A 20,593-nucleotide genomic window follows, 5' to 3' on the forward strand; every position below is an offset into this window, starting at 1 on the left:
TTCTTTCCAATTATGTTTAGCTTGTACGTTCAGCTTGAATTATGCAATAACGCTGAGTGTCGCCTGCCACAGGAAGTAAATCATATGGATTCTCTGCCCATATAGCTTCTGCCACAATGGTTGATACAATATTTTCAAAGCCCGCTGCTTTTAAGCCATTAATCAAATATTCTTCAACCAAGCCTCGTTCAAGGCCTTTACTTTGGGCAAGCTCGAAGCTTTTGCTGCCTTTTTCAATATAGCCGCCTTGAATGAGGATTTTACCCTTTGGCTTAAGCATCCTGTATAATTCCCTTACAACCTTATCACTGTCAGGAATATTTCCAAGTGCTGCTAAGGAAGTAATGTAGTCAAAGCTGTTATCCTTAATTGACATAGACCTGCCGTCGGTTGCTATATAGAAAACTCTATTGTCATCTGTTTGTTTTAATTTTCTGGTCAGCATTAAGACACGTTTGTCTATATCTGTACAAACAATAGAAAAATCTTTGTTCTTTGCGTTTAGCATTTTTTGAAGATTGCTTCCCATGCCCGTAGAAAGATCGCAAACCATACCTGAAAAACCTTCAATCAAGTACTCCATGTATTCACGATGTATCTTTTGGGCCTCAAGAGTTTCTTTGTTTTTGTATGCATTATAAGCTTTAATGTCTGCATCATCCTCAGCTTTCTTTCTTGCGGTCTCAACCTCGTTTTGGAGCATCTCATCCGTTATCTCCCACTGCCACTCCTGATTGCATAAAGCTTTTGGAGAAACAACATCAAAAACCCCCTGCTCATAAGCAAATTCACTTCCACACTTCTCACACTTAAGCGTCTCAGACAGACCGCTTTTACATTCTGGACACATAAGTAAATCTTGAATTTTTTTCATTAGCTTTTACCCCCTGGCTATGTAAATAGTATTTAATAAGCCTCTATTACGCTTGTTTTAGAACAGAAGAGTTATCTATTCATCATATAAATTGTTCTTCATGAAGAATATAAGGTTCACGAGTGAAAACACCATAAATGATTTTATCATCTGGATTTAACATGTTCTTTACCCTATCTCTCATGAAGTCTTTACCGATTAAATTCAATACTTTGTCTCTATCTACCCAAGCTACCTCGAGACTTTCTTCGCTTGTGGCTAACTCTCCTGAGATTGCTTTACCAGTAAATCCAAAGTTAACGATTGAACCTATAGAACTAATTCCATCAAGTTGAACTCTTTTTGTTATATTTGAATAAACTGTCCTCAACTTACCAACCACAATCTCTATTCCAGTTTCTTCTTTTACTTCTCGTTTTAATGCATTTGTGAGAGATTCACCTTCCTCAACTTGTCCACCCGGTATTTCCCATCCTCTGTCTGGGCTTAACAGCATTAATATTTTTCCTTCCTCATTTTCTATTAATCCGCCAACAGAAACAATATGTACTGGATAATTCATAAATTCTTCACTCCTTTGTAATACTACGAATTACATATATCACCGTCTATGAAGATTGTAATTTCATTTTTATACTATAACCCTTTTTCCATAGATATAAATTCCATATCACCTTGAACGGTCTTACCTATGAATTCACCTGTGACCTTAAAGTCTAGATTGTTATAAAGCCTTATAGCTCTCTCATTAAATTTAAGAACCGAAAGACCTATGGTTAACAGTTTATACTTTTCCTTTGCAAATGATAAAAATGCTTCTAAAAACTCTTTAGCCTATAAATCTACCTTTAATATTTCTTCGCCCCAACGCACTTCTCCAGTCTCTTTAAAACCCACTCTTTCATATAAGCATTTAGCAACATTATTTTGAGGCTTTACGCTTGTGTACAGCTTATCTCCATCATACTTATTCTTAATTAACTCTTTAAGTTTTAAAAGTGCCAGTTTGCCATATCCATTGCGCTGATAATCCTTATCTATCATGAATCTTCGCAATCTATGCGCCTTAAAATCTTCGTCGTATAGATACATCAAAAATCCAACCATTGTGTTGTCATCGTATATTGCTACTGGATAATTTCTATCATCATAATGAGATTGAAGTACAGAAAATGTGTTGTTTGTAACAAAATCATTTTGCTCTTCTGTAACCTCTAAATTAACACAATCAAGCCAATTATCTTTATCTACAGGTCTAAAATTAATACCCATGTGCTCTCCCCTATCTGTAAAAAATGATGTTTACTGCGCTTTCTTCTTCCTATAGACAAAGGTTATTACATCATATAATATCGTTCCGCAAACAAAACCAAATGCCTTGATAGAATCCATATTCAATGATTTGAATACTTGTCCTAAAAGTAAGAAAAAACAAAATAGAAAAATGTATCTAAATAGATAATTTGAAACAAAATTCTTCATAATTATATCTCCTCTTAAAGTAAATATCATATTTAGTCATATATTTTAATCCAATAATCACATTATACATCAACAGTAATATTTTCTAAATATTTACTTTGTATTTATTTATAACCATGGAGGTTAACTCCCTTTTATAGAATAAAAAAATAACAACACCGTAAAACTCAAACTTGAATAATACGGTGTTATTATTAATTATTTTGCTTGCTTCTTCTAAAGTCAAAATTTTCTTAAAGTACATCTAACTCGTGACCGTTAATTATTACAGTGTCATTATCAATCCATTAAATTTCAGCTGTACTTTCTCGATAATTCCAGTATATGTTCTTATGTAATTTTAGCTGCTGCACTATGCACTACACCATATTTAGTCTAATTATTTCATCTATTTTATTGGCTGTTTCTTCTGGACTCATGTGTGTATTATCTACCAATATAATATTGGGAGTTGTTTTCATTGCATTTTCTTTTAACCATTCATTAAATTGTTCAGAACTCTTAAGCCAGTTTTCGTCTGTCACACTTCTTCCATATTTCATTCGTTTAATAAGTTCATCTTTACCAGCAGTAATAGCGATATAAATTATATCAGAGAAATACACTCTAGCATTACATAGCTCAAACTGCTCAGGAACTGCACATCCACATAAGACTACAGGCATACCTATTTGTGAAATATTGCTGCATATACGCATCCATAATTCTCTATACTTCCTATAGTTATCTTCTGGTGTATTATATACCTCTGCCCAAAGCAAATCGCTTTCCATTACAATATAATCTCTTTCGTTCTTAAACAAAATTTCACAAGCAGTTGACTTACCGATGCAGCTTGCTCCTGTAATCACAAATAACTTATTTATTTTAGTTGGTATCATTTTCACACCCCCATAATTTTTTTGTTGTTTTAGCGTACAAATCCTAACTAATCCACATGTATCAAATTATCTTAATTAAGCTTAAAGATCTCGCAGCAGAAAAAGTTAAATTGTTAAAAAGTTAAATTGTTAACTTTTTCTTCTGCAAGAAAATAAGCTCATAGAAACAACGTACCAACCCTTTGATGTGTTTTTCAATTCTTATTCCCCCTAATATTAAAATAATTACAATTAAATCATACCATATTTTAGCAGGCATTAAGCTAACTTTTACAATCCTATCAATCACACTCTTTTGGTATACGAATAAAATAATTGTATAGCAAAAAATCATTGGAGGTTTCCTGTGGGATATTATGTTAAGACTCCAACAAATGTAAAAATCTACGTCGAGGATCTTAATCCAGAAGAAAAAAAAACAATTTTGTTTATACATGGGTGGCCTGGCAGTTATAAATTGTTTGAATATCAGTTTGACAAACTGCCTAAACTTGGTTATAGATGTATAGGAATAGACACAAGAGGCTTTGGTAATTCCGATAAGCCGTGGACAGGATATGATTATAACACGCTGTCAGATGATGTTAGAAGTGTAATTAACACATTAGGATTACATGATATTACACTTGTAGGTCATTCAACAGGAGGTGCCATGGCCGCAAGATATATGAGCAGGCACAAAGGCCATGGAGTATCAAAGCTTGTTCTCATTGCCGCTGCAGCTCCAAGTCTTATAAAGCGCCCTAATTTTCCTTACGGATTAGATAAAGAAACGGTTCTACAATTGATTGAAGGAACAAATACAGACCGCCCTAAAATGCTTAAAGGTTTTGGAGATATATTCTTCTATAAGCATATATCTGAAGCCTTTTCAGATTGGTTTTTTCAATTAGGCTTACAGGCAGCTGGATGGTCAACCTCTGCAATTGCAAATACCTGGTTAAATGAAGTGCTTTTTTCCGATTTAGAAGCTATAAGTGTTCCAACAATAATTGCTCATGGAATTCATGATAAAGTTGTTCCCTTTGAATTAGGCGAAATACAAAACAAACTCATTAAAAATTCAAGGCTAATACCATTTAAATATAGTGGTCATGCAGTTTTCTATGATCAGAAGGATAAATTTAATGAAGAGCTAGCAAAATTTGTTGAAGAATAATACAGTTTGAGTTTATTTAATAATAATACCGTAAACTCATATCAAAATGAGTTTACGGTATTATTATTTTCAAATTCTAACAATGAAATCATATTTATATTATTTTTTCTTCCCATATTTCAAGATTAGAATAATCATTACTCCTGCCGCAAATAAGGAAAGTGTATTTGTAATAAGAAATGCTCCTCCCGAACCGTGAGACACAAGGTTTATAGCATATGTTTCCATGAGCAAAATACCTGTAAACATCATTATATAAGTTTTTAAATTTATATCTTTAGCAGATTTAGTCCTAATAATCTGGACTATTTGTGGAATTTGGCCAAATGCCAAAATTATGCCGCCTATAAGCTGCAAAAAATCAAAAATCATTGAAATACCTCACTTTCTCTTTTCATCACTGCTAAATGCAGAGTTTACTCTACTCCTCTTATTGCTTCGATAATACTGGATGTAAACAGCTTTCTTGAGGGCAGGATAGAAGCTATGAGTGTAATAAGTATGGTTGCGATAAAAATTATTGCTGCTTCTAAAGCGGGGAAACTCCAAGTCATTCCTGTCTGGAAGGAGCCTCTTCCCTTAATATAAATTACATAGGTCAGCAGCACCCCAAGTATTAGTCCTGATAAGCTGGCTGCAATTCCATAAAATATACCTTCATACTTTATCATGGTTTTAACCTCATCGCTTCCAAAGCCTAAGGCTCTCATCATTCCAATTTCTTTATTTCTCAGCATAACATTCATGTACATTATATTTACTAGGTTAACTATGCTTACTACTGCTATGATAAATATAAAGCTGTAAAGTATCATGGATTGCTTCATATTATTTTCTTTAACTGCTTTAAGCTCTTCCTTAAAGGATTTAATAGTTAAATCTCTGGAAAGCTTCATGGTATCTCTTATTTCTTTTTCTACTTGTTCATTGTTAGCAGTCTTGCTTAAAGTAATAGCAGCCTGCTGATAATTTTCAAGCTTCAGATAGTTTTTTATTGCCTCCTCGCTTACTATAAACATTACACTAGTGGTAGCATCTAATTGCTTTACCGCATCCTCTTTAACTACAGCCCCTACTTCGAATACTTCCTTTGAGTCTCTAACGGAATTTCCCTTTTCATCATAAACTGGGTAGTTTATTGTAATCTTGTCCCCTACTTTCAGGTTTGTATATTCCTTATAATTAAGATTCTGAGCCACTATCACCAGCTGCTTTTCTTTCATTTTCTTAACATCAATGTTTCCTTCTATTAAGCCTGACTTTAATTTCTCGAGTTCTTCAGCATTATACCCAAGGGTGGTTGTCTCAAAAAAGTATTGCTTTTGATCAAATAGCTCCTTCAAATATGGATTTTTACTGCTATTTGCCTCCACATACTTCATGCCTTTACTAGTAATGCTTTCTCCAGGAACATCTACGCTTGAAAACAACCTTCTTTCTGTTGAAATTTTTTCTACCCCTTTAATGCTGGAAAGCTTGTCTATATCTTTTTCAGTTAGCCCATAATCCTTTGAACTGCCAGAGGAAAGTAAAACAAAGTCCCCTGGGAAGCTCTTTTTAAAGCTTGCTATTGGGTCTGCAGAGCCAATCAAGTAGTTTGCACAGCTTAGCATAATTATAGTTATAGATAAGGAAATTACTGTAGTTATAAATTTTTTCTTATTTCGATTTATATTTAAGTAAGCCATGTTAGCTGGAAATTTAAAGCTTTTTCTAAGCTTTCCCTTGCCTTCAAGGGAGCTTTTAATTTTTCTTCCTTTTAAATTCAGATTATTATTAGAGCTTATTGCTTCCATAGGAGATATTCTTGATGCCTTTACTGCTGGAAAGTACACTCCCATAATGATTGATAAAAACCCAACTGCAAGGGCAGCAGCTGCACCTCCTCTAGGTATATCTAGAAATCCACTTAAGTCTCCGTAGCCTGAAGAAATCATTATAACAGCTTTAACTGCCAAGCTGCCTAAAACTATTCCTAATGGAATAAAAATTACCCCAAGAGTTATGCCTTCACCTAACACAATTGCTTTAATCCTAAGAGGTGAAGCTCCAATAGCCCTCAGCATTCCAAATTCTTTCGTTCTTTCTGATATGGATATATTGAAGACATTAAAAATAATAATACTAGCTACAACCCCAATAACAATAAACAAAACCTTAAAAATCAGGCTGAGGCTTTTTAAAGACTGCAGGGTAGAGGTTTTAGTAATGTTTTCACTAAAGAATATCTTAGAATAACTGCTGGTTAGTGCAAGCTGTATGGAAGCATCTGCCACAGAAATTTTAGGCTTCACCATTATATAGCCGCTATACTCAAGATTTTGGTTCTTTAAATTGTCTTGAAGAAACTCTTTAGTTATATAAGCTTTTGCTGTATTTTTACTTCCCAGCTGATTAGCTGTATGCTGAAAGGTTCCAACTAATACAAAATCGCTTTCTGCTTCTTCTGGAAGCTGTTTTCCATCTAGTGTTCTGTATTCTATGCTGTGCGAAAGCTTAATTGTATCGCCAATTTTATATTTCTCTGAAAATCCATCCAATACCCACTGCTCTAGGGCAATTTCATTGCCTTTGCTTGGATACCTTCCATCAATTAATTTAAAGTTTAAAAGCTCTGTAATGTTTTCATCATAGGCCTTAATATCTACGGTAACCTTAGAATCAGGAATTTTATGAGTACCTATTGATGCAGCTATTGATATTTTCTCCACCAATGGATCCTTTTCTAGCTCTTTAAAGGTCTTATAATCTCTTGTAAAAAAGGAAATGTCATATAAACCGCCGGAATCCTCAAGCATCCTTTCATAAGCTGTTTTTGTCACAGATTCCTGTATTATACTTAAAGAGACTATTAATGCTACAGAAAGCAAAATACCTATTCCCATGAAGGCTATGCGCTTTTTGTTTTTTATAATATATCGTGGAATTATCCCCCAAAAGCTTCTCATCATACCACCCTCTTATCGTCCACAATGATTCCATCTGCTATAGTTATGACCCTATCAGCACGAGCTGCAATATTTGGATCATGAGTTATCATAACTAACGTTTGATTATATTTTTTTATGGACATGGTAAGAAGGTCTAAAACCTCATTGCTGTTTTTGCTGTCTAAGTTTCCTGTAGGTTCATCTGCAAATATTATTGAGGGTTTATTGGCAAGGGCTCTTGCAATGGAAGTCCTTTGCTGCTGTCCCCCGGATATCTCCCCAGGCAAATGGGCTTTTCTATTTTTAATATCTAGGGTTCCCATAATTTCATTTATGTAAGCCTCGTCTACTTTTATGCCGTCCATTAAAAGAGGCAGTTTAATATTTTCTTCAACTGATAATATAGGAATCAAATTAAAAAACTGAAATATAAAGCCTATATTCCTTCTTCTAAATCTTGATAGATCTCTTTCCCCCATAGAGTAAATGTCCGTATCGTTTATAAAGACTTGTCCGGAAGATGGCCTATCAAGTCCTGCCAAAAGATGAAGCAATGTACTTTTCCCAGAGCCGCTAGGACCAACTATTGCTGTAAACTCCCCTTTTTCAATTGAAATATCTGTAGGCTTAAGAGCCTTAACCTCCGTTTCCTTAAAACCATAAGTCTTTGCCAAACGGTTAGTTCTTAATAAATTCATAAATCCCCACATCCCTCTTTCACCCTAAATTACGATTCAAAAAAGTTTATATATATCATACCATATTTTTGTAGCTAATACACTAATATACTTACAACTACTTAACATACAATGTATTTTTATGCATTGATATAGACATTCTCAAAATAGGTTAATATAATATAAATTGCGTTATTAATCATACAAAGAAAGGCGGCCTGAATATGCAGCATTTAGTTTTAGAAGAAATCAAGAAAAACATTGAAGACATTTTTTATTCATATGTTAAAGTTAAAAGCGATACAAATACTATGCTTGAACGAGATATAGAGCCTTTTCTAATGGATTTTTTCAGCAGTATTGACTATTTTAAAAATCATCCAGAGCATTATGGTACTTATAAAATTGAAAATGATGCCCTTGACCGTTCTGTATGCTGGGGTTTAGTGAAAGGAAATGGTGACGACACTGTAGTTTTAATTCATCATAACGATGTTGTCCCGATTGAAGACTTTGGAACACTAAAACCTTTTGCTTACTCTCCTTCTGAACTTGAAGAGGAGCTAATGAAAATAAAGGATGCACTTCTGCCAGATGCAAAAGCTGATCTAGAGAGCGGAGATTTTATCTTTGGCAGAGGAGCTGCTGATATGAAAGCCGGTGGGTCCATACAGCTTGCTCTTTTAAAAAGATATGCCCAGTTTACCAGCCTTCAAGGCAATATTTTACTAATTTCTGTGCCAGATGAAGAAAATCTCTCAGCAGGAATGATGAGTGCCGTTTCATTGCTTAAAGGCCTAAAGGAAAAATATAGCCTTAATTATTTAATGATGATTAATTCAGAACCTCACGAGAGGATGAACAAAGATATTGGAGTGCTTTCAGAGGGTTCTGTTGGAAAGATGCTTCCCTTTTTCTACGTAAAGGGCTTTTTAACACACGTTGGAAAGATATTTCAAGGAATCAACCCTGTAAGTATACTTTCAGAAATAGTGAACAAGACAGAGCTAAACTTAGAGCTTTCAGACTTTATTGGAGACGAAGCATCACCTCCACCAACCTGGCTTTATTTTAAGGAAAGAAAATTTCAGTACGATGTTTCTCTGCCGCCTAGTGCAGCAGGCTGCCTAAGCATTCTTACCCTAAACAGAGAGCCTGCTTCAATGCTTGAGTCTCTTCGTGAAATTAGCTTGCAGGCTTTTTCAGAGCTTATAGAAAGCATGAATGCGAAATATAAAATCTTCAGAGAAAAGATGAACAAACCCTTTGAGCCTCTTCCTTGGCAGGCTAAGGTTGTAACCTTCAAGGAGCTTTACGATGAAGCTTATGAAGCCTATGGTGATACCTTTAAGCAAAGATACTACGAAGTTTTAATAGATATAGAAAACAAGATTCAAGCTGGAGAACTTTCTATGATTGAGAGCAATTTCTACCTTGTAGAAGCTGTTTATGAATATATCAATGATTTATCTCCAAGAGTTGTTATAGGTCTTGCTCCACCCTATTATCCTAATGTTGCAAACATGTATCTTGATAATATAAGCGAGAAAGCAAAAAACTTATCAAAAGAAATTATGGACTACACCTTAAACAACTTTAACCAGCAGTACTCAAGAGAATATTTTTTCACAGGTATTTCTGACTTAAGCTATACCTCAGTTAAAAACTCAAAGGTTATACATCAAACTCTAGAAGGAAGCATGCCTCTCTTTGGAACTCTTTACAACATTCCTATTGAGGACATAGAAGCTATGTCCATGCCCTGCATAAATATAGGTCCTTGGGGCAAGGAGTATCATAAGCTTACAGAAAGAGTTTACAAGGAGGACTTGTTCCATAGAACTCCCGAGATTCTTCACTATGCTATTTCCAGATTGTTGGAGTGGGATAAGTAAAATGTAACTCTGCAGAAAGCTCTCTTAAAGCTCAAGCAAGAGCAATCAAAAAGGTGCAGCCAAACTATAATGACTGCACCTACCATAATTATTTATTTTCTGTTTTCATAGCTCTCATAGAATTTAATACAGCTAGAAGTGTAACTCCAACATCGCCAAATACTGCTTCCCACATAGTGCCTAAGCCCATTGCTACAAGCACTAATAAAATAGCTTTAATGCCTAAAGCAAATATAATATTTTGCATTACTATTGTTCTTGTCTTCTTTGCTATTTTTATAGCTGCAGCAATCTTTGAAGGCTCATCGGTCATAATTACTACGTCAGCAGCTTCAATTGCAGCATCTGAGCCAACTCCACCCATTGCAATTCCAATATCAGCTCTTGCTAGAACCGGAGCATCGTTTATTCCGTCACCTACAAATACGAGCTTGCCCTTTGATGATTTTTCTCTATCTAGAAGTTCTACCTTTTCAACCTTTTGGTCTGGCAGAAGCTCGGTATGAACCTCATCAAGTCCTAACTCTGCAGCGACCTTAGTTCCAACTGTTTTGTTATCCCCTGTGAGCATAACTGTTTTCTTCACACCTATAGCTTTCAAAGACTTAATTGCCTTTACAGAATCCTCTTTAATTTCATCAGATATTACAATAAAGCCTGCATATTCTTTATCTATAGCCACATGAACTACAGTACCGATTGTTTCAACATTAGCGTAGGCTATATTTTCCTTAACCATTAGCTTATAGTTACCTGCTAAAACCTCTCTGCCTTCAACTTTAACTTTTACACCATGACCTGATATTTCTTCATAATTTTCAATAGCATCCTTAACTATTTCCTTGCCATAAGCATTTAAAATCGAAGAAGCTATAGGATGGTTAGAATAGCTTTCAGCATAAGCTGCATAAGTTATAAGCTCATCTTCAGTAATATTATTTTGTGGCTTTACTTCTGTTACCTTAAATACACCCTTTGTAAGTGTACCTGTTTTATCAAATACTACAACTTCTACATCATTTAACGCCTCAAGGTAGTTGCCGCCCTTAATTAGTATTCCATTCTTTGAAGCACCGCCTATACCTCCAAAGAAACCAAGAGGTATAGATACAACTAAAGCACAAGGACAAGATACAACCAAGAATGCCAAAGCTCTATAAAGCCAGTCAGAGAAGGTTGCTCCCTGTATAACAAGTGGTGGTATTACAGCCAAGGCTAGTGCTGAAAAAACAACAAAAGGTGTGTAATACTTTGCAAACTTTGTTATAAATTTTTCTGTAGGAGCTTTCTTACTGCTTGCATTTTGCACTAATTCTAGTATTTTTGCAACAGTTGAATCTCCAAACTCCTTCTCTACCTCAATAGTTAGAAGACCATTCTTATTGATAACTCCACCCATAACACTGTCTCCAGTTGCTATTTCCCTAGGAACAGACTCTCCAGTTAAAGCAGAGGTATCTACCATGGAGCTTCCTTCTATTACTTTGCCATCCAGCGGAACCTTCTCTCCTGGCTTTACAACAATAATATCTCCAATTTTTACTTCTTCAGGATCAACCTTTCTAAGCTCATCTCCTATTTTAACATTAGCGAAATCAGGTCTTATATCCATAAGCGCTGTAATTGACTTTCTTGAACGGCTAACAGCTATGCCTTGGAATATTTCTCCCACCTGGTAGAAAAGCATAACTGCTACACCTTCAGGATATTCACCGATAGCAAAAGCACCAATGGTTGCAATAGACATTAGGAAATTTTCATCAAAAACCTGACCTCTAGCTATATTCTTTAATGCTCTTAGAACAACTTCACCACCTACAAGCACATAGCTTATAAGATAAAGAAGAAGCTCTATTGTATTAGAAAAGGTAATTATGGATGCAACTGCAAAGATTGCTGCGCCTATGCCTAGTTTAACTAATTCTTTTTTGTTGCTTTCGCCATGTTCATGATTATGCTCATGGTCATGGCCATGCGCCTCTGAATGATGATGTTTTTCCGCCTTAGAAGCTTTATTTTTTTCAATAGCTTCCTTAACCTTCATTCCAGGCTCTATTCTGCCTACAATTTCCTTTACTCTTCCAACAATATTGTTTACTTGAGCTGAGTCGTCTATTTCTAATAATATTCTAAGGGACATAAAATCTACTACTACTGACCTTACGCCTGTAAGGTTGCTGCTCTCTCTTTCTATCTTAGCAGCACAGCTTGCTCAGCCAGCGCCGCCATCAAGCACTAATACTTTTTTTATAACATTCTCATTTCCCGTATTTTTCATAGCTTTACTGCCAGCACTTGTTTGTGCTAGCTTTATATTTCCTTTTACTATTTTCTTATTTTCTATTTCCATTAACTTCTCCCCCTTATTCCTAAATTCATATAAAATAATCAATTGATGCTGTAACAACCTTTGTCTATTTTTTCTCTTCTATATGGATTAGGCCTTGATCAAAAATGCTCTTAACATGATCGTCATCTAGTGAATAGTAAACCACCTTGCCATCTTTTCGGTTTCTTACAATTCTAGCCTGCTTAAGTACTCTTAGTTGATGAGATATAGCAGATTGAGTCATTCCAAGCAGTGCCGCTATATCGCAAACACACATTTCAGCTTGAAATAGAGCACATAATATTTTGATTCTTGTGGAATCTCCAAGTACTTTAAATAGGTCAGCTAAGTCATATAATATTTCTTCTTCCGGTATACATTGTTTAACCTTATTAACTACATCCTCGTGTATGGCAGAACAATTACAACTTTCAATATTTGTTCTTTCTTCCATAGTATCATTCCTTTTCATATTGACAATTGAACATATGCACCATTGTTCATATATTCATTATACGTCTAGGCTTATTATTGTGTCAATAAAATAGAAAAATATTTTATTTAGTAGGTTTTCTAGAAATTAATTTTTATGTGATAAATAAGACGACACTATAGATCTGATATTTATTTGAGGAGTTTGGTAAAATTTAAGGTAAGCTATGCCGTAGCCATTTCTCTGTTAAGACCACATAAATAAAGCGCCAATATCTCTATTGACGCTTTAAAAGATTAATATTTATTTAACTGTCTAGCTATACAATGACTTTTCTCTCTACTCACAAGGTCATCCAAAAGCGGAAAGGCAGTTGATTTGATTTATCAGCGTATTAACCCTTGTGTACCCTGCCTCTTAAAGTTGCCAATATCTACAGTATTTTTAATGTTCATGAGAATGATGTATATCCGGAGTATGCTCATGTGTATGAACCAATTCTTCATGTGCGTGAGGGTGGGAATGCTCCCCTTTAGCTGCATAAGGATGTTTATGATTATGATGTCCGTCTGAGTGATTATGCCTATGCTCATGTTCCATATATTTATGAACGTGGTTGTGCGAGTGCTTTTCTACTACTACAAAATAAGTACCAATTATCATGACAATAGCTGCTAGCACAAAAGATACAGTAACAGGTTCAGAGAGAGCAATAAATGATATTCCTACACCTATAAAAGGTGCAACTGCATAGTAAGTGCTGGTCCTTGCAGCTCCTAATTCTCTTTGGGCTGTTACATAAAAGAATATACTAAGTCCATATGCAAAGAAACCGAGTAATAAAGCAAGTAGAATATATGTGATATTCCATAATACTTCCCTTGCAAAAACTGCAATAATTAGTGCTCCTATTCCAGAACCAAAACCTTTTATGATAACAACCTGCAGCGGATCCTTAAGCGAAAGCTTTCTTGTACAGTTGTTTTCAAGACCCCAGGATATACATGCCATAAGAACGAGTATAGCTCCAAGTGAAAATGAAAAATTCCCGAAGTCCTCAACAGATAATATTATGCTTGATATAGTTATAAGCGCTATAGAAATCCACAAACGCTTTCCTATAGCTTCTTTAAATGCTACAAAAGCTATTAGAGAAGTTGCAACAATTTCAAAGTTACTTAATAAAGCTGCAGTAGAGGAAGTGGTCCTAGTTAATCCAAGCAGCAAGAATATAGGAGCAGCTATATCAAGCAGCACCATTAAAACAACATAGGTAAGTTCTTGTTTTTCCAGCTTTGCTTCATGTCGTTCTACATCAACCAATCTCCTTAAAATATCTATTGCAAGCATCCCAAGCCCTGCACCAAGATATAAAAGTGATGATAAAAATAAGGGTGGTATTTCTTTTAGCATCAGCTTTGAAAAAGGTGCACTCATACCAAATAATGCTGCTGCCAGTATTGCCTGCCCAATAGCAACATACTTTTTATAATTTTGTTTCATGTCTTTACCTCTTTATTATTTAATAAACTATTTATTGTGAAAGTGATTGTGCTTGTGCACTATCATGTTCCTTCATAAGCTATTGAATAGTGTTGTTGTTCCATTGATTCTTTTTGTGTAATAAAGTTCTCCTTCTAAGTTAGCAGCTCTATCTGCATTTATAGTGTTTTTAAAGTATGTAATTAACTTAAATGCTATAATCATAAACACAATTAGTCCAACTAAAGATAATAGCTTTTTTTTCATACTTTTACCCCCATAAATTTTTGTTTAAGAAATATTTTATTCCGATAGCTCCTTTAGTCTTTGCAGCATGTAATCCAATTCGAATGAATAACCTACCCTTCTACAGCTGCTATCCAGAATTCTGTAATGATTTGATATTATATTTTGCTGAATTGTATAGCCGTTTTTAGTCTGAATATCCTTCCACCAGGTTTTTCCTCCAAGTGTTGGAATATATTTCTTCTCATCATTCGTAAAAGATAAGGAGCGAATAATATCTTCAGTATCGCCGCCAAAGGTTAATTCCAATATCTCACTACCCTTGAAAAAGACACATGCTGCAACAGCGACTGCCCAACCTAAACTGCTTCTTTTTGGTGCCTTAATGTTTTCTTCCAGGAACATACCATTTAAATCCTGCAAACTGTTTTCCTAGTATTTTGTTTAAGTCATACTGAAGCTTTAAAGATGTTCCACAATATAAAACTATCAGCTTCCCACTTCTATAAAAGTGAGGATTATCGCCCCAGCTAAGATATGTTACAAGGTAAACAGCTTCACCATTTTTAGTATTACGCTCCACATTGGAAGATGCATTTATTTTAAACCCATCCTTCGAAACCCGGTTTGCCTCATTTATAGCTTCTTCCTCACTACTAAATTCAAATACTGACAGCTCCATATTTGAACTCTTAATCATTTTTTGATTACCAGAAAACCAGCTTACCTTATCTTTCGGTACATCCTCTATGCTTTCTAGGATGTAATTTCTAGACTTTAGCTCTTTAACAAATTCATCTGTATTTTGCAAATCCTTACCTTTATGAAATAAAAAATCAAGCCAGGCTACTGTTCCTAACAAAATTATAGCAATCCATAAAACTGAACGTTTATTTAATTTTCCCACTATAATCCCCCAATTGAGTACCATTTTTTCTCTTTATTTTCTTGATATATTTCTAAGCAAATCATATCTTATACTGCTTTATATATTTTCTTATAGCATGTGCCTGGAACTCCTCCTGCATTATTTCTGCAGCTTCATTAATAGGAACCCAAACAAGTTCATGATCTTCTTCGATTTTCAAATTGTTCCTATCTAACAATTTCCCTATGTAAAAATGCCCCACTAGTTTTAGGTACTCATTATGTTTTATAGATTTAGTATAATTGGATAACTTCCCAATATATTTAGCTATCTCTATATCGTATCCTAGTTCCTCTGAGCATTCTCTTTTTAAGCATTCTTCATAGGTTTCATCATTTTCAACTCCACCACCAGGCAGAAAAAAATTGTTATCTCTTTTTACCAAAGCAATTTTATCTTCTAAGTCTAGAATCAGTGCATATGCCCCTATTCTCTCTCAATAATTAATACCTTCAATTCTAATGCCGCATTCTATTTCTTCTATAAACATAGTTTTCTTCCTTTCAACATCTTCGTTAATCAAGTTATCTCCAAATTTTAAAGTCAATCCGCCAAGTTAATTAATCAAAATGATATCTATACAGTTATGTACCAATATATACCATATTTATTATCACTTCAGCGCAACAAGAACTCCACGGCTTCAACTGTATCCTTAATGTATAACGTTGCTCCAAGTTTCATCTCTACACCTCTTGCTTTTTTAATAAAACCTTTACGGAATCAAGCACCTTTATGGCCACTTGGATTAACAAGCTATTTTAAAATATAAAAAGAAGAATATTTTTCATCAACTATTTCTTTTCTCGTTACTACAATATAACTGTTGATACCGATTGAATCTTAAATCAATTTCTACCCTCGCGAAAAATACATAGTTACCAAAACTCTAATAAGTGCAATAGCTCCTCCAATTATATTAAACTTGTCTGAATTAACACTATTATATAGCAAATGGATAATTCTTACTATAAGAGATATACATAACTTTCACCGTTCTTCATCAATTTAGCAAAAAATAAAAATAGCATTGGTTATATTTCAATGCTATTTTTATTTTACTATTGTAATATTTTCTTCTCTGATAACGCTCTTTGCCGTTCCGTCTCCAAATAGAGGCAAAGTTCCTTATAGTCCTTTAGCCAATGTATCTTAGCCAGTTCTCTCAAATCCATAACTATACCCGTATCCTTCTGTTTAATGAAATTCATTTGGCAAAACAAAGTCTGTTAAAATGCTTCGTAATCCACAGCCTATCCCCCCATGCTGCTAAAAGCAAAAACTATTTCTTTATCTTTAAATATAAAAATACTCTACAAAACCTTGCATTTTATAGAGTATTTATAATCCTTTGTTTTGTTCAATGGCTGGGGTGGCAGGATTCGAACCTACGAATGCCAGAGTCAGAGTATGGAGCCTTACCACTTGGCAACACCCCAATTAAATTGGTGACTCCTAGGGGAATCGAACCCCTGTTACCACCTTGAGAGGGTGGTGTCTTGACCGCTTGACCAAGGAGCCCTTAATAATTTAGTAGCTTTTACCTTTTTATATTAGCAAATATTTTTGCAGTCGTCTAATTGTGTTTTTAAATCATTACGAGATTACTTATTTAAAATATTAATAATTCTAATTACAAAAGGTTAAATATTATCACTCTCATAAACTAGTGTATCATACAAAAAACTGCAAATTATATATTGAACATAAGCCTAATTGTTCCGAGAGGCATAAAGGAAACGACAATATCCAATTTCAGCAGCATTCTTCATAAGTTCAAGATTTAGCCACGCGGCGAGTTCGTAGAATGGCCTATTATTGAATGGTCATTTGGTTTTTTTGAAGAAAGAAATTCTTAATTTACCTTATTCAAAAAACTCTTTGCTATAGACCACAGTTCCTGTAACACCACCAAGACTTCCATCTTCAAGTTCCAATGCCATGAATGATTCGTCTGGTACATCAAATGGTGCTTTAATACCCCATTTACTAGCAGTTCTGAATCCAAAGCATGGATAATATTTATCATGCCCAAGAACAATTACTGATTTGAAGCCCATTTCTTTTGAAGTCTTAAGGCCTTGAAGAATTAATTTGCTGCCGATACCTTTATTCTGATATTCGGGTAAGACTGAAACAGGAGCTAATGCCAATGATTCGTGTCTATTTTCTCCCTCTTTAATGAGTAATTTTGTAAACATTATATGCCCTACAATTTCATCGTTAATTTCTGCAACAAGGCAAAGTTCGGGTATGAATGCATCACTTTTCCTCAATTTAGCAACTAAAAATTGCTCCTTATGGTCACTATGCTCTATATTTTTAAATGCTTTTTCTACAACTGTTTCCGAGAGCTTATAATCTTTTTCAGTTTCCTGTCTTATAATTATATTCATCTTTAAATATCTCCTTTAAAAAGTTTGAGTTAATAAAACCTTTATTTAATATATTTTTTAGAAGCCAAAACCTCATTAAGCTCAACTAATTTTATTGATTCATTTTCTACTAATTTAATTAAATCCTTGGAATTAGCATAAACAAGTACTCCAAAGGTTTTTGTTCCATTATTTTCAGCATAATTTAAGGCTGATTTATAAAACTCTAATCTATTTGAGCTGGAATCAAGCACCTTTGCAGCTTCCTTTCTGTCAATCATATATTTAAGCAGACTTTTATAATGGAGTTCGTAGGCCTTTGCTTCAAGGGACATGTCGCTGCCTTGGTGGCCACTTGGATTAACAAGCCATTCTAAAATATGAAAAGCAGGATACTTTTCCTCAACACTTTCTTCTCTTGTTATTATTGTGTTGCTTTTAATAAGGTTAATACCAATCAAATCCGTAGCTTTCTTGTCATCTGGAGCTGTTCTTATACCTGCCCAAATAAAATCAATGTCTGGATACTTTTCTTCAAGCCTATGCAGCTCCTCCATGGTTAAATCCTTATCAAAAACAAGGTTGGCTGAAAGGTAGGAAACAGGGTTTAACTGCATAATATGCTCCATGATTCGTTGTTTTTTCTTACTTATCTGCTCTGAACTTACAGCAGGATACCTGACATCTGTAAAATAATTAAAGCCAATATCGTCAATTATCTCAGTATAGTTTCTAACTCTTTTTCCTCGCATTATTTTAGTGGTGACATAGTTCTTTTCAAGAGTGAAAAGATTAGTTCGGAAGAAACCAATATCATACTTTCCAAACCCTTTCCTGTCAACATATACATCACTACTCAGTGAGTGTCCCGGCATATTTAATTCTGTTAAGGCATATAGATCAAAATTAATGTCACTGGTGTTTTTACCTATTGTGGCCTTTGCCGGATTATAAAAATAGCTGTCTATTAATGGAGATATTACATAAAATATACCTATTAAAATGCCCAGTACTATGGCTACAGAGGTATAAACCACTCTTCTTAAACGGCTGTTTACACTCCTTTTGATTTTTATAGTTTCCTCATTAGGCTGCTCACCTTCCCGGGCTCCAGATAGATTATTAAATGCAATATCTATATCTTCCGATAGATACTCTTCTATTGCTTCATATCTTTCTATATCATGTTCTATGCTTTGCTTTTCTTCCTCAGACACTAAACCTTCTTTATATCTTTCCAATAATTCTCTATAATTCATTTTTACCCTCCAATGCAGATTTTAATTTTTTCCTGGCCCTGAAAAGTAAGGTCTTGACTGCCCCCTCTGTCAAGCCTGTTGTTTCACTCATTTCTTTAAGGGTAAAGTCACAATAGTAATAAAGGATTAGTATTTCCTTATAGGATGGACGAAGATTTAAAACTAATCTGTAGATACGCTTTTTTTCTTCATTATCAATTATCTTGTCCAAAGGCGTTTCTTTTAAGGTTAATATATCATCTAATCCTTCAGTACTAGTGATTTCTTTATCTTTTCTAACATAATCCAGGAATAAGTTTTTGCAAACTCTAAAAAGCCAATATTTAATGTGCTGTATATCATTCTCAAGAGATAGCAAAGCTTTCAAGAAAGTTTCATTGGTCAGGTCCTGCGCCAGGTGATGGTCTCTGCACAATGAAAATGCATAAAGATAAAGTTCTCTATGATATTTAACATATAATTTTTCCAGATGATCATTTATCACATGCTTACAACCCCTTTCACCTAACAAACGATGTTTTGAGCCTTAGGTTACACTTTTATGTTTTAATATTGAACTTTTGTTAAAATAATTTTGATTTTAAGCATTTATAAAGGGGAACCACCATTGAAGCGCGGCTCCCCTTGTTTAGCTTAACTAGAATTGAAAACCCCATTTAATCAAATAATTCTAACCACCAAGGGTAATCAAACTGTCCGTCTGAAATCCGTATAAAATGACCAAACACACCTAAATCCGTTGCACCTGATTCAACATAAAAAAATGGTGTATAAGTTGAAAAGATATAAAAGTTCACTCTCTCTATCTTAACTATTGCTTTTCCTACCTTTCCTTCAGCAAATGTAAGACGGCCTTGCCTATTTGTAGACTTCATATAATGTCCTATGGGGGAAACTTTTATATACTTATCTATTGTTGGATTAGTTATATAGGCTGCAACTAACATAAGTACAAAGATAATAGTAAAAACAGATCTCTTTTTTATGGATAATTTCGCTTTCTTCACACAATACCCTCCATTATAAATTATATAGTCATTATAATTATACTTATTAAATTGTGAACTCTACTGTTATGAATCAACTTCAACCCTTTTGTTATATAAATTATAAAATAAACGGTATACTCCATATCCCAAAAGAGAACCTAAGACATTTAGGATCAAGTCATCTATATCACAAGTACCTAAATAAAATATAAGTTGTACTATCTCAATAAAAAGACTTGCGCCAAGGGATACTAAAAAATATTTTTAAACCTGCCACACTTTTTAAATAGCATAGGTAGAAAAAACCCTAGCGGACTAAATGCAAATATATTACCTAATAAATTTTCCAATGCGATACGAATAGCCGGTCCACCTTGTAAGTATGGGATTATTGTATTTACTAAAGGAGTAAAATTTATTTGGGTTATTTTTTTAGAAAAGGGTATTTGTTTGCCAACCTCAACCATTGTGAGTGCCGATCCATCCTTTAGGATAATTACATATACAAGAACTAATAAGTAAAGTATAAATAACCCCCAGGTTATAAATCTTAAACCCTTTGACTTTTGTTTTTTACTCAATATTTTTCTCCTCCTGGTATGCTGATTAATTTTTAGTATGTTGTTTTGCTTTTTTACATGATCTATACAGAGA

Annotated in this window: 22 protein-coding genes, 2 tRNA genes and 1 pseudogene; 2 read left to right on the plus strand and 23 right to left on the minus strand. The window is 34.3% G+C overall.

Annotated elements, in window-relative coordinates:
* Positions 1-16: 16 nt before the first annotated feature.
* The 4 genes from NBE98_RS10810 to NBE98_RS10825 all read right to left on the minus strand — a co-directional run bounded on the left by NBE98_RS10810 (position 17) and on the right by NBE98_RS10825 (position 3,237).
* A complete protein-coding gene (locus NBE98_RS10810; protein WP_250814953.1) occupies positions 17-874 on the minus strand; it encodes a class I SAM-dependent methyltransferase in 858 nt (285 codons plus the stop codon).
* A gap of 82 nt (positions 875-956) precedes the next feature.
* On the minus strand, positions 957-1,436 hold the full coding sequence (locus tag NBE98_RS10815) for an NUDIX hydrolase (RefSeq protein ID WP_250814954.1): 480 nt from the start codon (positions 1,434-1,436) through the stop codon (positions 957-959).
* A gap of 272 nt (positions 1,437-1,708) precedes the next feature.
* Positions 1,709-2,146 (minus strand): GNAT family N-acetyltransferase, encoded by a 438-nt coding sequence (locus tag NBE98_RS10820; RefSeq protein WP_250814955.1) that lies wholly within the window; start codon positions 2,144-2,146, stop codon positions 1,709-1,711.
* Between the two features lie 569 nt (positions 2,147-2,715).
* Entirely contained in the window at positions 2,716-3,237 is a 522-nt protein-coding gene (locus NBE98_RS10825) for a DEAD/DEAH box helicase family protein (protein ID WP_250814956.1), read from the minus strand.
* Between the two features lie 346 nt (positions 3,238-3,583).
* On the opposite strand from NBE98_RS10825, the gene NBE98_RS10830 reads away from it, so the two are divergent.
* Positions 3,584-4,396, plus strand: a complete 813-nt coding sequence (locus NBE98_RS10830; RefSeq protein WP_250814957.1) for an alpha/beta fold hydrolase — start codon at positions 3,584-3,586, stop codon at positions 4,394-4,396.
* Between the two features lie 99 nt (positions 4,397-4,495).
* Here the strand turns inward: NBE98_RS10830 and NBE98_RS10835 are convergent, their stop codons facing one another.
* Genes NBE98_RS10835 through NBE98_RS10845 form a run of 3 tightly spaced genes read right to left on the minus strand, consistent with a single transcriptional unit; the run spans position 4,496 to position 8,024 of the window.
* Entirely contained in the window at positions 4,496-4,768 is a 273-nt protein-coding gene (locus NBE98_RS10835) for a SemiSWEET family sugar transporter (RefSeq protein ID WP_250814958.1), read from the minus strand.
* 44 nt (positions 4,769-4,812) lie between these two features.
* Entirely contained in the window at positions 4,813-7,347 is a 2,535-nt protein-coding gene (locus tag NBE98_RS10840) for an ABC transporter permease (RefSeq protein WP_250814959.1), read from the minus strand.
* Entirely contained in the window at positions 7,344-8,024 is a 681-nt protein-coding gene (locus tag NBE98_RS10845) for an ABC transporter ATP-binding protein (RefSeq protein WP_250814960.1), read from the minus strand. The genes NBE98_RS10840 and NBE98_RS10845 overlap by 4 nt, the downstream gene beginning before the upstream one ends.
* A gap of 203 nt (positions 8,025-8,227) precedes the next feature.
* On the opposite strand from NBE98_RS10845, the gene NBE98_RS10850 reads away from it, so the two are divergent.
* Positions 8,228-9,898, plus strand: a complete 1,671-nt coding sequence (locus NBE98_RS10850; RefSeq protein ID WP_250814961.1) for a M20/M25/M40 family metallo-hydrolase — start codon at positions 8,228-8,230, stop codon at positions 9,896-9,898.
* Positions 9,899-9,986: 88 nt separating this feature from the next.
* Here the strand turns inward: NBE98_RS10850 and NBE98_RS10855 are convergent.
* The 16 genes and pseudogenes from NBE98_RS10855 to NBE98_RS10930 all read right to left on the minus strand — a co-directional run.
* Positions 9,987-12,107: pseudogene (locus NBE98_RS10855) on the minus strand (heavy metal translocating P-type ATPase); the annotation flags it as partial.
* 3 nt (positions 12,108-12,110) lie between these two features.
* On the minus strand, positions 12,111-12,248 hold the full coding sequence (locus tag NBE98_RS22595) for a hypothetical protein (RefSeq protein ID WP_250814962.1): 138 nt from the start codon (positions 12,246-12,248) through the stop codon (positions 12,111-12,113).
* Positions 12,249-12,312: 64 nt separating this feature from the next.
* A complete protein-coding gene (locus NBE98_RS10865; protein WP_250814963.1) occupies positions 12,313-12,681 on the minus strand; it encodes an ArsR/SmtB family transcription factor in 369 nt (122 codons plus the stop codon).
* A gap of 423 nt (positions 12,682-13,104) precedes the next feature.
* Positions 13,105-14,163 (minus strand): DMT family transporter, encoded by a 1,059-nt coding sequence (locus NBE98_RS10870; RefSeq protein ID WP_250814964.1) that lies wholly within the window; start codon positions 14,161-14,163, stop codon positions 13,105-13,107.
* 72 nt (positions 14,164-14,235) lie between these two features.
* Positions 14,236-14,409, minus strand: coding sequence for a hypothetical protein (locus tag NBE98_RS10875; protein WP_250814965.1), 174 nt, complete (start codon positions 14,407-14,409; stop codon positions 14,236-14,238).
* Positions 14,410-14,445: 36 nt separating this feature from the next.
* Entirely contained in the window at positions 14,446-14,793 is a 348-nt protein-coding gene (locus tag NBE98_RS10880) for a transcriptional regulator (RefSeq protein WP_250814966.1), read from the minus strand.
* A complete protein-coding gene (locus tag NBE98_RS10885; RefSeq protein ID WP_250814967.1) occupies positions 14,771-15,295 on the minus strand; it encodes a hypothetical protein in 525 nt (174 codons plus the stop codon). The genes NBE98_RS10880 and NBE98_RS10885 overlap by 23 nt, the downstream gene beginning before the upstream one ends.
* A gap of 61 nt (positions 15,296-15,356) precedes the next feature.
* A complete protein-coding gene (locus NBE98_RS10890; protein WP_349305984.1) occupies positions 15,357-15,746 on the minus strand; it encodes an NUDIX domain-containing protein in 390 nt (129 codons plus the stop codon).
* Between the two features lie 934 nt (positions 15,747-16,680).
* A tRNA-Gln gene (locus NBE98_RS10895) sits at positions 16,681-16,755 on the minus strand.
* A 7-nt stretch (positions 16,756-16,762) separates the two neighbouring features.
* Positions 16,763-16,837, minus strand: a tRNA-Glu gene (locus NBE98_RS10900).
* Positions 16,838-17,181: 344 nt separating this feature from the next.
* The gene (locus tag NBE98_RS10905; RefSeq protein WP_250814969.1) at positions 17,182-17,712 is read right to left on the minus strand and encodes a GNAT family N-acetyltransferase; all 531 of its coding nucleotides are present in this window, start codon (positions 17,710-17,712) and stop codon (positions 17,182-17,184) included.
* Between the two features lie 41 nt (positions 17,713-17,753).
* Entirely contained in the window at positions 17,754-18,950 is a 1,197-nt protein-coding gene (locus NBE98_RS10910; protein ID WP_250814970.1) for an anti sigma factor C-terminal domain-containing protein, read from the minus strand.
* Positions 18,940-19,434, minus strand: a complete 495-nt coding sequence (locus tag NBE98_RS10915; RefSeq protein WP_250814971.1) for an RNA polymerase sigma factor — start codon at positions 19,432-19,434, stop codon at positions 18,940-18,942. Before NBE98_RS10915 ends, NBE98_RS10910 begins: the two co-directional genes overlap by 11 nt.
* Before the next feature lie 172 nt (positions 19,435-19,606).
* Complete coding sequence (locus NBE98_RS10920) at positions 19,607-19,957, minus strand: hypothetical protein (protein ID WP_250814972.1); 351 nt, start codon at positions 19,955-19,957, stop codon at positions 19,607-19,609.
* 66 nt (positions 19,958-20,023) lie between these two features.
* The gene (locus NBE98_RS10925) at positions 20,024-20,167 is read right to left on the minus strand and encodes a VanZ family protein (protein WP_349305985.1); all 144 of its coding nucleotides are present in this window, start codon (positions 20,165-20,167) and stop codon (positions 20,024-20,026) included.
* A 23-nt stretch (positions 20,168-20,190) separates the two neighbouring features.
* Positions 20,191-20,520 (minus strand): VanZ family protein, encoded by a 330-nt coding sequence (locus tag NBE98_RS10930; RefSeq protein WP_250814973.1) that lies wholly within the window; start codon positions 20,518-20,520, stop codon positions 20,191-20,193.
* Positions 20,521-20,593 lie beyond the last annotated feature (73 nt).

The organism is Clostridium swellfunianum (assembly GCF_023656515.1).
In the GTDB taxonomy this organism is placed as follows: domain Bacteria; phylum Bacillota; class Clostridia; order Clostridiales; family Clostridiaceae; genus Clostridium_AT; species Clostridium_AT swellfunianum.

Excerpts from the sequence above, each read along its gene's own strand:
- NBE98_RS10810 (WP_250814953.1), bottom strand. The coding sequence starts at position 874 with ATGAAAAAAATTCAAGATTTACTTATGTGTCCAGAATGTAAAAGCGGT.
- NBE98_RS10910 (WP_250814970.1), bottom strand. The coding sequence starts at position 18,950 with ATGAATTATAGAGAATTATTGGAAAGATATAAAGAAGGTTTAGTGTCT.
- NBE98_RS10870 (WP_250814964.1), bottom strand. The coding sequence starts at position 14,163 with ATGAAACAAAATTATAAAAAGTATGTTGCTATTGGGCAGGCAATACTG.
- NBE98_RS10840 (WP_250814959.1), bottom strand. The coding sequence starts at position 7,347 with ATGATGAGAAGCTTTTGGGGGATAATTCCACGATATATTATAAAAAAC.
- NBE98_RS10880 (WP_250814966.1), bottom strand. The coding sequence starts at position 14,793 with ATGTTCCTGGAAGAAAACATTAAGGCACCAAAAAGAAGCAGTTTAGGT.
- NBE98_RS10845 (WP_250814960.1), bottom strand. The coding sequence starts at position 8,024 with ATGAATTTATTAAGAACTAACCGTTTGGCAAAGACTTATGGTTTTAAG.
- NBE98_RS10835 (WP_250814958.1), bottom strand. The coding sequence starts at position 4,768 with ATGATTTTTGATTTTTTGCAGCTTATAGGCGGCATAATTTTGGCATTT.
- NBE98_RS10825 (WP_250814956.1), bottom strand. The coding sequence starts at position 3,237 with ATGATACCAACTAAAATAAATAAGTTATTTGTGATTACAGGAGCAAGC.
- NBE98_RS10820 (WP_250814955.1), bottom strand. The coding sequence starts at position 2,146 with ATGGGTATTAATTTTAGACCTGTAGATAAAGATAATTGGCTTGATTGT.
- NBE98_RS22595 (WP_250814962.1), bottom strand. The coding sequence starts at position 12,248 with ATGGAAATAGAAAATAAGAAAATAGTAAAAGGAAATATAAAGCTAGCA.
- NBE98_RS10865 (WP_250814963.1), bottom strand. The coding sequence starts at position 12,681 with ATGGAAGAAAGAACAAATATTGAAAGTTGTAATTGTTCTGCCATACAC.
- NBE98_RS10850 (WP_250814961.1), top strand. The coding sequence starts at position 8,228 with ATGCAGCATTTAGTTTTAGAAGAAATCAAGAAAAACATTGAAGACATT.
- NBE98_RS10875 (WP_250814965.1), bottom strand. The coding sequence starts at position 14,409 with ATGAAAAAAAAGCTATTATCTTTAGTTGGACTAATTGTGTTTATGATT.
- NBE98_RS10905 (WP_250814969.1), bottom strand. The coding sequence starts at position 17,712 with ATGAATATAATTATAAGACAGGAAACTGAAAAAGATTATAAGCTCTCG.
- NBE98_RS10815 (WP_250814954.1), bottom strand. The coding sequence starts at position 1,436 with ATGAATTATCCAGTACATATTGTTTCTGTTGGCGGATTAATAGAAAAT.